Raw genomic sequence first — 12,804 nt, 5'->3', positions numbered from 1 at the left:
CTAAACTAATCAGTTTAGTTTAGCATGAATTAAACTAGACAGTTTAGTTTAATGTACTGTCATCAAAGGGGAATAATATGGCGCAAAACTGGAATTTAGCAGGTTTCCGAAATTCCCAGAATCTTTTAAAATCACCCGCAACCTTGGCAATAATTACAGCTATATTGACGGCTGGAGCCAGTGTTTATACGGTGACTAAGTTTCAGGATGCTTCACAGCAAAAGCCAGAAGTAGCAGCGCCGATTCAACCAGAGATAAAAACAGTAACAGCCTTGGGACGATTGGAACCGAACGGCGAGGTGATAAAACTATCTGCACCCACTTCTAATGAAGGAAATCGAGTTGAGCAACTGCTGGTAAAAGAAGGCGATCGCGTCAAAGGTGGGCAAGTAATTGCGATTATGGATAGTCGCGATCGCCTGCAAGCGAGTATGGGTGAAGCCCAAAGACAAGTGCAAGTAGCTAAATCCCGCCTTGAGCAGGTAAAAGCAGGAGCAAAACAAGGAGAAATCGGGGCGCGTCAGGCTACCGTCAACCGTCTGCAAGTCGAACTAGAGGGAAGCATTAGAACCCAACAAGCGGCAATTAATCGCCTAGAAGCAGAACTACAAGGGCAACAACAAACCTTACAAGCAACAGTAGCGCGTGTAGCAGCCGAGAAGCGTAACGCCCAAGCTGATGTGCAACGCTACGAGACTTTATACAAAGAAGGCGCGATTTCTAGCCAAGAAGTTGACAAGAGACGCCTCAGTGCCGAAACTTCTACTCAGCAGTTAATTGAGAGTCAAGCTACCCAAACAAGAACTGTCACCACCCTACAACAGCAAATTAACGAAGCCAAAGCCAACCGCGACAAAACTATTGCCACCCTGCAACAGCAAATTAACGAAGCCAAAGCCACCCTAAACCAAACTGCGGAAGTGCGGCCAACAGATATAGCCACCGCACAAGCAGAAGTAGACAGCGCTCAAGCCACCGTTGAGAAAATTAAAGCACAACTGAATCAAGCATATATTCGCGCTCCCAAGGCAGGGCAAATTTTGAAGATTCATACACGAGCCGGAGAAACCGTTGGTACTGATGGGATTGTAGAGCTAGGTCAAACCGAGCAAATGTATGCAGTCGCAGAAGTTTACCAAAGTGATATTAACAAAGTGCGACCGGGGCAACGAGTAAAAGTAATCAGCGATTCCCTCCCTAGTGAATTGCAGGGAACCGTCGATTGGATTGGAATGCAGGTGCAACGGCAGAATGTGATTAACGCCGACCCCTCTAGTAATATTGACGCCAGAGTTGTAGAAGTTCATGTACGACTAGATCAAGCATCAAGTGCCAAAGCTGCTCAGTTTACAAATTTGCAAGTCAAGGCGGTGATTGAACGATGATTGGATTTATCCCTCAACTACAGCGCCGGACGCCTCTAGGATGGTTGCAATTGAGTAAGCAGAGGAGTCGCTTTCTCGTAGCACTATCAGGTGTAGCCTTTGCAGATTTACTGATGTTCATGCAGCTGGGCTTTCAGTCAGCCTTATATGACAGTGCCACCAGACTGCATCAAGTATTACGTGCAGATGTAGTAATTATTGGTAACCAAGCCCGTAACCTTTCCTTTATGTCTTCCTTTCCTAGAAGACGACTGTATCAGGCTGCCGATGTACCAGGGGTAAAATCCGCAGAAGCTTTGTATACCAACAACGTGACGTGGAAAAATCCCCAAACTCACCGTGAGACAGGGATGCTAATTATCGGGTTTAATCCTGACCAGCCAGCCTTTAACTTACCGGAAGTTAATCGCCAATTGCCGACAATTACGCTCCCGGATACCGTCTTATTTGATGCCGCTTCCAGAGGAGATTATAAAGAAGCGATCGCTTCAGTTGCTCAAGGTAAACCTGTTACCACAGAAATAGATCGGCGGACGATTACCATTAATGGCTTATTCACAGTCGGAGCTTCCTTTGGTGCTGATGGTAGTTTAATTACCAGTGACCAGAACTTTTTGCGGCTATTTCCCAAACGACAAGCAGGTAGTGTCAGTATTGGTTTGATTCAATTACAACCAGGTTACGACCCACAGCAAGTAGCGAGTGCTTTAAAGTCTTACTTACCTAAAGATGATATTAAAGTTCTTACCCACAAAGAATTTATTGCGTTTGAGAAGAACTACTGGCAGACAAACACTGCGATTGGCTTTATCTTCACCTTGGGTGTATCAATGGGGTTTGTGGTCGGGGTGATTATTGTCTATCAAGTTCTTTCCACCGATGTTAATGCCCACATGAAAGAATACGCCACATTCAAAGCGATGGGGTATAACAATCTCTACTTATTAGGAATAGTGTTTGAAGAAGCTGTAATCCTGGCAATACTAGGGTTTATCCCTGGAATGACAGTATCTTTGGGGCTGTATACCTTGACCCGTGGCGCTACAAATTTACCATTGTATATGACCTTGGCAAGAGCAATCCAAGTGCTGATCCTGACCTTCGTAATGTGTATGATTTCCGGGGCGATCGCAACACGCAAAGTTCAATCTGCCGACCCTGCGGATATGTTTTAAAACTTGCCGACTAAATACTACTTTGCATAATTCTATAACCAAACTCTGCGCGTCTCTGCGTTTACCTTTGCGTTCCTCTGCGTTTAAAATCTAACCTTTATTTAAAGTATGAATAACAAAGCAGTTATTTCTATCCAAAATCTCGACCATTATTTTGGTCAAGGTCAACTTAAAAAGCAAGTTCTCTTTGATATCAACTTAGAAATTAATGCTGGCGAAATTATCATCATGACAGGGCCATCTGGTTCTGGTAAAACTACACTTCTCACCTTGGTAGGCGGGTTACGTTCTGCTCAGTCTGGTAGTTTGCAAGTATTAGGAAGAGAACTCTGCGGTGCGAATGCAGCCCAACTCACCGAAGCGCGACGCAGTAACGGTTATATTTTCCAAGCACACAACCTACACGGTAGTTTAACAGCACTGCAAAACGTCAAAATGGGCTTGGAATTGCACAAGCATATTTCACTACAAGAAATGAAAACTCGCGCAGCCGAGATGTTAGAGCAAGTAGGATTAGGACATCGCCTCAATTACTATCCTGATGATTTATCAGGAGGACAAAAACAAAGAGTAGCGATCGCTCGTGCGCTAGTCAGCCATCCTAAAATTGTCCTAGCAGATGAACCAACAGCTGCGCTTGACAGTAAATCTGGTCGAGATGTAGTTAACATGATGCAGAAATTAGCCAAAGAACAAGGCTGTACAATTCTCATGGTGACTCATGACAACCGCATCTTAGATATTGCCGATCGCATTGTTCACATGGAAGATGGCAAGCTAGCCAAGGATCTAGCTCTTGCATCAGCTTAAACCCCGCATCTTTGCTACGATTGAAGCTACATAATGTATATCACCAGTAGGGTACGATTAAGCAACCTGGGCAAATTGCTGTTGAACTGGAATTTTAATCACGAATTCCGTCTCCTTTCCTGGTGTAGATTGGCAATAGATACTGCCGTGATGCTTTTCTACTACAATTTGGTGGCTGATAGATAAACCCAATCCGGTTCCTTTACCCACAGGTTTAGTCGTAAAGAAAGGATTAAATAGTTTTGCTTTGACTTCTTCAGGGATTCCTGGGCCGTTATCAACGATGTGAATGGCAACCCAATTATTTTCAATCATCGTCGTGCGAATTTTAATCAAACTGGGATTTTGCTTAATTTCTTCACTTGAGCGTTGTTGATTGTATTCATCCAAAGCATCAATACCATTAACAATAATATTCATAAATACTTGATTAATTTGTCCGGCGCAGCATTCAACTGGCGGCAACAAACTGTATTCTTTAACCACTTCAATTCCAGGATGTTCGGGTTGTGCTTTGAGGCGATAATTCAAAATTGCCAGCGTGCCATCAATACATTCATGAATATCAACCTCTGCCATACCAACTTCGTCTACACGAGAAAAAATTTGCATAGATTTGACGATTTCACGAATTCGCCGTGCGCCGAAATTCATCGATTTAAGTAAATTTAGTAAATCATTTTCCAGAAATTCTAAATCTGTCGATTCAAATTCTTCTTGAATACTAGGGGTTGGATTCGGATATTCCTCTTGATACAAATGCAGAAGATTCAGTATTTCTTGAGTGTATTCATTTGCATGAATGATATTCCCATAAATGAAATCCACAGGATTATTAATTTCATAAGCAATTCCAGCAAGCATTTGCCCTAAACTCGAAAGTTTCTCATTTTGAATTAGTTTAACTTGTAGCTGTTTTAGGTCATCATAGGCTTGACTTACTTCTGCAACTTTTTGCTCTAACACAGCATTTTTATGCTCCAGTTCTTCAGACAAATTATGCATTTTTAAATGCAATTTTACTCGTGATAGCACTTCTGATTGCTGGAAAGGTTTGGTAATATAGTCCACAGCACCAACTTGAAAACCTTCAACCTTGTTGCTGGTATCAGAGAGCGCTGTCATAAAGATGACGGGAATATCTTTAGTTTGTAGATCTGCTTTTAATTGACGACAGGTTTCAAATCCATCAATCTCTGGCATCATCACATCCAGCAATATTAAATTGGGTAGGGCATATTTAACTCGCTCTAGAGCCACCTTCCCAGATTTAGCTACCCATACTTCCAGACCAGCCTGATCTAAGGCATCAGATAAGACACCTAAATTAGCAGGATTATCATCAACAATTAGAACTGTTGTAGTTTTTTCAGTTGCCAGATTCATAGTGCTTAGTTATGAAATTTGAGGAGTGCCAAAATTTCTTGGTCTTGAAATCCTTTTGCCAGTTGATGCAGTTGTTTGGCAAATGGAATGTATTTATTATCCATTTGTGTAATTAAAGCTGCCTGTTTTATAATTCCCTTAAAATTGCCTTTCATTACCAACTCATGCAGAATTTCGATTTCTGCTACTGGTGGAAAAACTAGCTCAAAATTGTCTTTTTGACTCTCGTTATCAGGCTTTTTCTCTTCATAAATCCATTCTAATTTGAGATAGTGCCGCAATTTTTGAAAGAGTGCGATCGCCTGTACTGGTTTAGGCATAAAATCATCGCCACCAGCTTCGATGCTGCGATGTTGATCGCTTTCAAACACACTCGCTGAAGAAACAATAATAATTATGTGTTTATGTGTTTGCGATTGGCGAATGCGCGCGATTAACTCAAAGCCATCAAGTTTTGGCATCAGCAAGTCAGTAATTACCAAATCCGGTTGAATTTCTAAGATTTTCTGCCAACCCTGTTCGCCATCATTAGCTTCAGTGACATCAAAACCGATGGGACTGAGCAAATTGTTAATGACTGAGCGATTTTCCCATTTATCATCAACAACTAAAATCTTCGGTTTACGGTCTTTAATACCAATAATTTGACCATAATCATCAGCTTGAGATGTTCTCACCCACTCTTGGGCCTCTGGCAAGTTGACCTCAAACCAGAAAATACTACCAACACCAATTTCACTTTGAACTTGAATCGTGCTGCCCATCAATTGGACAATTCTTTGGCTGATTGCCAATCCCAATCCTGTGCCCTCGGTCTGTCGCCGCCGATCGCCTGCTTGCTCAAATGGTTGAAAAATAGCTTGGAGTTTTTCTTGAGGAATGCCAACGCCCGAATCACGGACTTCAAAGCGAATTTTGCCTTCAGACGCATAGCTGATTGTAAAAGTGACACTGCCAGCATCAGTAAATTTGATGGCGTTGCTGAGTAAGTTGATTAATACTTGGCGGAGTCGTTTTTCATCAGCATGGATCGCAACGGGTAATTCTAAAGCCAATTGATGGCGGAATTGAATGCCTTTAAGTTCTGCACGAATGCGACACATCTCAGCTACACCTTGGAGGAATGCCGGAAAGTGGAAATCGCTGTTCATGAGTTCCACTTTCTGGGCTTCGATTTTCGACAAATCTAGGATGTCGTTAATTAAGGTGAGCAAATGAGAACCGCACTGATAAATTACATCAATGCGCGATCGCTCGTCTTCGTTGAGATGTTTAGAACGCTGGAGAATTTGAGCATAGCCAAGGATGCCATTGAGGGGAGTGCGTAACTCGTGACTCATGTTGGCGAGGAATTCGCTTTTGGCGTGACTGGCGGCTTCCGCTGCTTCTTTGGCTTGGGCAAGGACAAGTTCAGCTTGCTTGCGTTCAGTAATATCTATGTTAGCACCTACCCACTCTCGAACACTATTATCTGCATTCAAAATCGGTACACCACGCACATTCAAGTAGCGATACTCACCGTCATAACGCCGAAGCCGAACCTCAATTTCGTAAACGGTGCGTTTAGCGAGGGCTGCTAACCATGTCTCGGCAGCATACTTCTGATCTTCAGGATGGATCGTATTTAGCCATCCCCAACCCTGAATTTCTTCAACCGTTTGTCCTGTGAAGGCACGCCACTGCGGTTGGTCTGTGACAAATCCACCCTCAGCGTCAGTACTCCAGACAATTTGTGATGTCGCTTCAATTAGGGAACGAAATCGTTCTTCACTCTGCTGGAGCGCTAGTTCTACTTCTTTGCGATCGCTAATATTGCGTGTGGTGGCGATGACGCCCAAGATGTTACCATGAGCATCCTGCCAAGGAGCCTTAGTCGTGAGAAAGGTGCTGCTGATTTCACCATGATAAACATTTTCCTCATAAGTTAGGGTCATGCCTGTGGCGATCACTTGCTGGTCTTTTGCCATGATTTCACGGGCAACTTCCAGTGGCAGCACTTCAGTATCGTCTTTGCCAATAATCTCTTCATTTGATTTACCCATGAAGTTGGCTAAATTCGAGTTCAGGGCGACATGGCGTCCTTGACAGTCTTTGACGACAATAAAATCTGGTGTACTTTCCAAAATCGAGCGTAAAAGTGCGTTGTTTTCCCGTAGGGCAACTTCAGCTTGTTTGCGATCGTGGATGTCGGTATGGGTTCCAACCCACTCTCGAATGCTACCATCTGCTTCCAAAACCGGAACACCCCGCGCCACCATATAACGATATTCACCATCATGTCGTCGAAGGCGGTGTTCTACTTCATATCGACTACCATTTTTAACCGCCATTTCCCATGCCTCGGCAGTTAATGAGCGATCATCTGGATGAATCGCCTCTAGCCATCCCCAGCCCCAAAGCTCGTTTAATGTTTGCCCAGTAAATTTCCTCCAAGCAGGAAGATCACAGGCGACAATACCATCGGGTGGAACCGTCCAAACTATTTGAGAAGTTGCGATAACAAGAAACCGATAGCGCTCTTCATTGTGCCGAAGTGCGATTTCTGATTGTTTACGCTGGGTGATGTTTTCGCTAAACATCATAATGCCGCCAATTTCACCGCTTGCCATATACCAAGGGCGAAGTGACCAGCGCACCCACTCTACCGAACCATCGGCGCGTAGGTAAGAATCTTCGTGACGTTGTTCAATTGCCCCTGCTAAACACTGTTGGTGAATTTGCTTCCACTCTTTTGGGATATCAGGAAAAATCTCATAGTGAGAGCGCCCGATAATGTCATTGGTCAAGCTATATTCTTCCAGCCATTTGCGACTGACAGCAAGATAGCGCATTTGTTGATCAAATATGGCGATCGCAACAGGAGCATATTCAATTGATTGCCGCAAGTGTACTTCGCTCTGATGCTGGTTTATTTCTGAATTTATATGAGTGTTTGCTCTCATCGGCTCGCCAATGGCACCGTTGAATTGTGCTTCTTTTGGCTTAAGAGCGTCCTGGGGATTTGCTTGTGGCATTTGGCTCATGCTATCGGGTCGCTCATTCGCCTGGAAATTTTCAGATGGGAATATCTCACTCATATTCAATTTCTTATCTTGCTTGAATTCAGGGCTTTTACTTAGGAAAGCATCAATGTTTATAGTTCCAATATAAAGAATTCCCTGTTACGTCAAAAAAGTAACAGGGAATAAGCAAATTTAATACGAAAAAGTCAGGGTTTATGATTGTAATTAGTAATTCAAGACTTAGTAGAGGCCTTAATCTTAAAAGTTGCTCATTTTTAGGTGGAGTTTAAAGGTCTGAAGCTTAATTACAAATTATCAATTATGAATTGCAGTTTTTTAATCTTATTAACTAAACCTAAATGTTTTAAATTTAAGTTGAATATTATAAAAATATGTAAACCTTTACTCAAGTATTTAGCTATGGCTTGACAAGTATAAACCTCCTTACCTGCTCGAAGAGTATGAAGCTAAATTGCATGAAAAACAGTCCAAAAATGGTATTACCAAAAATGTTTATCCAACTGCTTTTCCGAAGTAATACAGCGCGTTGAGGGTGACGTGGACAGTAGTATACTAAAGTGCGGCTACCAACAGGGTAGGTAGCAATGAGATCATTAGCACTGCTACGGTCATAAGAGCCACTATACGCAAACCAGAGTCGCTTTCCACGATATTGCCTACCGTTAACTTCGTAAGTATAAATAATTAACGCTTTGTAGGGTGAACCAGGAGTTATACTGGCACTATGAATAGTAGCTTCAACATTTAGCCAAGTAGCACTTTTATAAAATAAGTAGATATTGCGTATTGCTGGCAGGAACAAAATCATCGCCAAGATAAAGAATACAAAGCACGCAATGAGGAAAAAACCCACAAAAGAGAATAACGAAAAGGAACGCAAGCGCAGGGGTAGTTGGCTTTTGATGAATTCCAGCAAAGTTTGCATTAGTAACAAGAACTGAAATATAGGGTTACGATTGAATGACGTCGCCAACTTTGAAAGTTTGCCCTTCTACTGTTACTTGGTCACTTGATACTAATTTCCGTCCTCGTCGGGTTTCAACTGTACCATTGACTTTGACATCACCATCAATAATCATTAGTTTCGCTTGTCCTCCAGTTGAGGCTATACCCACCAACTTTAAAAACTGGTCGAGTTTAATCATTTTGTCACTTATTAAAAGTAATTCGCGCTGCACAACAACTTAATTTTATAGTGGTATCGTCAAGCCAAAAGATTTATAGCAATTCGTAATTAGGAGGCATCAGATTTAATCTGTGTTTCCTTTCTTTCTATCTAAGTAAATCGGCACAATAGAACCAAACTGTGTGAAACAAGTAAACAAGGCTCAAACCCTTTTTCTCCCTCCCCCCTGCTTTATCCCAACGATAATTATTTACGTCGACCTACTTATAGTCCTAGCTCTATTGTGGAGAATTGATATTACTCCATCTCTACTGGTTCTTGGTCAAATTGCCGCATTAGCTCTATGAAGGCTTCCCGGTTTGGTTTTTGTCCATCCTTAAGGAGTGCAGCCAAACCCTCAAAATACTTTTCTCGCTCTCCACCAGGAGTAAACATGATTAGTAACTTTGCAGGTTTTGTAGAGCGATTGGCAAAGGTGTGGGGTGTACTGCGAGGAACAAGCACAAATGCACCAGGATGACCGACTATGGTGCGATCGCCAACTTGGATTTCTACTTCTCCCTCTAAAACATAAAACATTTCTTCCATCTGGCGGTGAATGTGTAATATTGGCGCAGTTCCCCCTGGTTGTATGAGGTTTTCAAACAAACCCAAGTGACCGTGGGTGTCAGCGCCAACCACCTTGAATGTCACTTCGCTATTGCCGATAGTGAGGCGATTACCCTCTCCCGGCGCTAATATAATTTCTTTGATAGGTAAGGTCATCTGAACTCATCTCTCCCGAAAGTCTTAGTTTTGAGCCTATAACTATATTTTTCACTCTTAAGAGATTTGTCATCATTCAATCGATATGTATTGGAACAGTAAACCTTTAGCAACTAAACTTATTGCCAGATTTACCTCTTACCCTAGTGACTAGGCCTAAAGCTCTGAATGATGGGCTAACAGGCCCTCTCAGGGCAGAAATGCCAAATACTTTGCCATCAGCATTTGAAATTTTTCTACTCAAATATTGAAAAATTAATATCTTGTCATTTTTAAGTCACATTTACTTTTAATTCTAAAAATAGGAATCTCAAACAATACTATCTATCCCAATTTAATTTGGGATTAAACATTATTTGTCTGGATGACACAAATATTGGAGTACTGCTGAGTGTCGGTTACAACTTCTAAGAGTTTGACAAGAAGGTGCGTTCTGTGAGTAGACCTGAAAACTACAGTTTAGTTGAGGAATCAACAGCAACCACAGGTGCTGCTCCCAAGGCATCGCTGGCTTTTGGTGATGCAGTCGCTCTAATTGTCGGTATCGTCATTGGTGCAGGTATTTTTGAAACTCCTGCTTTGGTTGCAGCTCAAGCAGGCAGCGAAGTTGCTGTACTACTGTTATGGTTAGCTGGTGGTGCAGTTTCTTTGATTGGGGCCCTATGTTATGCAGAGTTGGCAACGACTTATCCCCATGTTGGCGGTGTTTACCATTACCTGAAGCGTGCCTTTGGGCGTCCAGTTGCCTTTCTATTTGCCTGGGCGCGGATGACGGTGATTCAAACAGGTTCTATTGCGCTATTGGCATTTATATTTGGTGATTATGCCAGTAAGATATGGCGCTTAGGCGATTTTTCATCGTCTATCTATGCTTTGATAGCGATCGCGCTTTTAACAGCATTAAATATTATCGGTTTGCAACAAGGTAAGTGGACGCAAAACCTGCTCACGGCTGCGAAAGTAATTGGCTTGCTACTGGTTGTGGTCGTGGGAATCGCCTCTCCTACTGTCTCTGTTGCTCCTGCTGCTCCCGCCTCCTCTGGAGGATCTTGGGGGTTGGCAATGGTGTTTGTGCTGCTGTCCTATGGTGGATGGAACGAAGCCGCTTACATCTCAGCAGAAATTAAAGATAGAGGGCGCAATATGGTGCGATCGCTCATAGTGAGTATTGGCATCATCACGGTCATTTACCTGCTGATTAATTTAGCTTACTTGCGGGGGCTAGGATTAGCAGACATGGCTAATTCAGAAGCCGTGGCAGCAGCTTTAATTAACCGGACTTTAGGGACACAAGGAGCCTTGCTTCTGAGCTTGCTGGTGGCAGTTTCTTGCTTGGGAGCAATCAACGCCACGATTTTTACAGGGGCACGTACTAATTATGCTCTAGGTCAAGACTTTTCTGTGTTTAGTTTTATGGGAAGCTGGCAGCAACGCCCCAGTACTCCTATCCGTGCCTTGCTCTTACAAGGAGCGATCGCTTTTGCTTTAATTTTGTTGGGTAGCATCACCCGTAATGGGTTTGAAACAATGGTGGATTACACCGCCCCCGTGTTTTGGTTCTTTTTCCTACTTTCTGGCATCTCTTTGTTCGTACTACGAAGCCGAGAACCCTACATCTTACGCCCATTCCGAGTGCCATTGTATCCTTTGACACCACTGCTGTTTTGTGCAGTTTGTGGCTACTTGCTCTACTCCAGCTTGGCATACACGAATATAGGTGCAATTGTTGGCGTTTTGGTAGTGGCAGCAGGTATCCCCTTGTTGTTATGGAACCGCCATCATCCTCGCAGAACATAAAGTTTCAAGTCCAAAGATTAACTTTAGGTCATTGATAAGGAAGCAAAATTATGAAACTACAAAAAACACTGCTTTTACTAGTTACAGGGTTGAGTGTAGCAAGCTTGGGACTTGCTGGTTGCGCCACACAAGAGCGCGATTTTGAAGCCACAGCGCAAACACCGACAGCGACACCGGCAACTCAAGCCCAAGAACGTCCAGGTGATGTACCTTATGTGCCAACGCCCCAACCAGTAGTGGATGCAATGTTGAATTTGGCAAAGGTGCGTAAAGAAGATGTGCTTTATGACCTTGGCAGTGGTGATGGGCGGATTCCAATTACCGCAGCGCAGAAATTTGGTACACGGGGAATTGGTATAGATATTAATCCAGAACGTATCCAAGAGGCTAATGCCAATGCTCAAAAAGCAGGAGTAACAAACTTAGTACAATTTCGCCAACAAGATTTATTCAAAACAGATTTTAAAGAGGCAACAGTGGTAACACTTTACCTGCTACCCGAAGTTAACATGAGGCTTCGTCCCACGCTTTTGCGAGACTTAAAACCGGGTACTCGAATTGTGTCTCATGCCTTTGATATGGGCGATTGGAAACCACAACAAGTGCAAAATGTAGATGGCAAAACGATTTACTTATGGGTTGTCCCTGAAAATCCTCCAGCAAATTTGAAGTAACAGAACATAGGAAGAAATCTTTAGGAATTTAAATAAATTTAAGCTGGTGTAAGAGTTTTCAGCGTATAAACATCAAAAAAAATTTTTGTAAAATCGCGGCTCTCTCACCAGCTTTACATATTTAAAATATCCTCTTATACCAAATTGGCAAAAAGTGTATTGTTTCAGCAGCAAGTTAACAAATCGAAAACCCCCTTTAACAATGATTTAGATAAGCCTACAAGCTTTAGCCTACGGCTACCGTAACAAAGCCTGCCATTGCAGGCTTATTTTATTTAGTCGCATCCTAAAGGTAAGTAGAAAGGTGCAAATAAACAGAGGTATGTAACAAAAAATAAAGTTATCTCAAAGCCTCTTTCGTTCTGCCTTGTCTCAACGATAAATATTGAGGTCGAGCTACTTACTACCGTTAATTGAAGTTTATTGGATCACAGAAACTATAAAAAGTTCGTGGTAAGCAGTTTAGTGCTTAGGAAAGGGTTGAAACCTTGACTATAAGCCTTCAAAATCGGAGTGGAACAATTTTTTTGTCATGCTGTCATGTAAAAATGATAAAAATGTCTTGATTTTGAGATTTCATGAAAGAAAATAAAGATAGGTGTAAATTCAGCAGTTCAAAATTATATGACCGACAGAAGGCGTTCTGATGATTACAAGCAAATA

The 12,804-nt window shown here is 42.4% G+C and carries 10 protein-coding genes; 5 read left to right on the top strand and 5 right to left on the bottom strand.

The annotated features are described in order from the left end of the window. Nucleotides 1-77: 77 nt before the first annotated feature. The 3 genes from AC5JL8_RS26220 to AC5JL8_RS26210 all read left to right on the top strand — a co-directional run bounded on the left by AC5JL8_RS26220 (nucleotide 78) and on the right by AC5JL8_RS26210 (nucleotide 3,370). The gene (locus AC5JL8_RS26220) at nucleotides 78-1,385 is read left to right on the top strand and encodes an ABC exporter membrane fusion protein (protein ID WP_495882611.1); all 1,308 of its coding nucleotides are present in this window, start codon (nucleotides 78-80) and stop codon (nucleotides 1,383-1,385) included. Beyond that, nucleotides 1,382-2,560 carry an ABC transporter permease DevC gene (devC, locus tag AC5JL8_RS26215; protein WP_495882610.1) on the top strand — a complete coding sequence of 393 codons (1,179 nt, stop codon included), beginning with the start codon at nucleotides 1,382-1,384 and terminating at the stop codon, nucleotides 2,558-2,560. The genes AC5JL8_RS26220 and devC overlap by 4 nt, the downstream gene beginning before the upstream one ends. 108 nt (nucleotides 2,561-2,668) lie before the next feature. Continuing rightward, nucleotides 2,669-3,370 carry a DevA family ABC transporter ATP-binding protein gene (locus AC5JL8_RS26210; RefSeq protein ID WP_495882609.1) on the top strand — a complete coding sequence of 234 codons (702 nt, stop codon included), beginning with the start codon at nucleotides 2,669-2,671 and terminating at the stop codon, nucleotides 3,368-3,370. A 57-nt stretch (nucleotides 3,371-3,427) separates the two neighbouring features. Here the strand turns inward: AC5JL8_RS26210 and AC5JL8_RS26205 are convergent, their stop codons facing one another. The 5 genes from AC5JL8_RS26205 to AC5JL8_RS26185 all read right to left on the bottom strand — a co-directional run bounded on the left by AC5JL8_RS26205 (nucleotide 3,428) and on the right by AC5JL8_RS26185 (nucleotide 9,670). Further along, on the bottom strand, nucleotides 3,428-4,756 hold the full coding sequence (locus AC5JL8_RS26205) for a sensor histidine kinase (RefSeq protein WP_495882608.1): 1,329 nt from the start codon (nucleotides 4,754-4,756) through the stop codon (nucleotides 3,428-3,430). 5 nt (nucleotides 4,757-4,761) lie between these two features. Then, entirely contained in the window at nucleotides 4,762-7,833 is a 3,072-nt protein-coding gene (locus AC5JL8_RS26200; protein ID WP_495882607.1) for a PAS domain-containing hybrid sensor histidine kinase/response regulator, read from the bottom strand. Between the two features lie 343 nt (nucleotides 7,834-8,176). Beyond that, nucleotides 8,177-8,704, bottom strand: coding sequence for a DUF3592 domain-containing protein (locus AC5JL8_RS26195; RefSeq protein WP_495882606.1), 528 nt, complete (start codon nucleotides 8,702-8,704; stop codon nucleotides 8,177-8,179). A gap of 25 nt (nucleotides 8,705-8,729) precedes the next feature. Further along, nucleotides 8,730-8,924: an RNA-binding S4 domain-containing protein gene (locus AC5JL8_RS26190; protein ID WP_495882605.1), complete on the bottom strand. Its 195-nt coding sequence runs from the start codon at nucleotides 8,922-8,924 to the stop codon at nucleotides 8,730-8,732. A 278-nt stretch (nucleotides 8,925-9,202) separates the two neighbouring features. Continuing rightward, on the bottom strand, nucleotides 9,203-9,670 hold the full coding sequence (locus tag AC5JL8_RS26185) for a cupin domain-containing protein (RefSeq protein WP_495882604.1): 468 nt from the start codon (nucleotides 9,668-9,670) through the stop codon (nucleotides 9,203-9,205). A gap of 435 nt (nucleotides 9,671-10,105) precedes the next feature. Here AC5JL8_RS26185 and AC5JL8_RS26180 point away from each other — a divergent pair, with 435 nt between their 5' ends. Both AC5JL8_RS26180 and AC5JL8_RS26175 read left to right on the top strand, forming a co-directional pair. Continuing rightward, a complete protein-coding gene (locus AC5JL8_RS26180) occupies nucleotides 10,106-11,467 on the top strand; it encodes an APC family permease (protein ID WP_495882603.1) in 1,362 nt (453 codons plus the stop codon). Between the two features lie 50 nt (nucleotides 11,468-11,517). Further along, on the top strand, nucleotides 11,518-12,141 hold the full coding sequence (locus AC5JL8_RS26175) for an SAM-dependent methyltransferase (protein WP_495882602.1): 624 nt from the start codon (nucleotides 11,518-11,520) through the stop codon (nucleotides 12,139-12,141). Nucleotides 12,142-12,804: the final 663 nt, after the last annotated feature.

The organism is Mojavia sp. (assembly GCF_059505145.1).
Note: the sequence above shows the minus strand (reverse complement) of the source record. Positions and strands in the feature narration are given on the sequence as shown.

Bases quoted from the DNA above. Each gene is read 5' to 3' on its own strand.
- AC5JL8_RS26205 (WP_495882608.1), bottom strand. From the start codon at position 4,756: ATGAATCTGGCAACTGAAAAAACTACAACAGTTCTAATTGTTGATGAT.
- AC5JL8_RS26175 (WP_495882602.1), top strand. From the start codon at position 11,518: ATGAAACTACAAAAAACACTGCTTTTACTAGTTACAGGGTTGAGTGTA.
- AC5JL8_RS26210 (WP_495882609.1), top strand. From the start codon at position 2,669: ATGAATAACAAAGCAGTTATTTCTATCCAAAATCTCGACCATTATTTT.
- AC5JL8_RS26185 (WP_495882604.1), bottom strand. From the start codon at position 9,670: ATGACCTTACCTATCAAAGAAATTATATTAGCGCCGGGAGAGGGTAAT.
- AC5JL8_RS26190 (WP_495882605.1), bottom strand. From the start codon at position 8,924: ATGATTAAACTCGACCAGTTTTTAAAGTTGGTGGGTATAGCCTCAACT.
- AC5JL8_RS26200 (WP_495882607.1), bottom strand. From the start codon at position 7,833: ATGAGTGAGATATTCCCATCTGAAAATTTCCAGGCGAATGAGCGACCC.
- AC5JL8_RS26220 (WP_495882611.1), top strand. From the start codon at position 78: ATGGCGCAAAACTGGAATTTAGCAGGTTTCCGAAATTCCCAGAATCTT.
- devC (WP_495882610.1), top strand. From the start codon at position 1,382: ATGATTGGATTTATCCCTCAACTACAGCGCCGGACGCCTCTAGGATGG.
- AC5JL8_RS26195 (WP_495882606.1), bottom strand. From the start codon at position 8,704: ATGCAAACTTTGCTGGAATTCATCAAAAGCCAACTACCCCTGCGCTTG.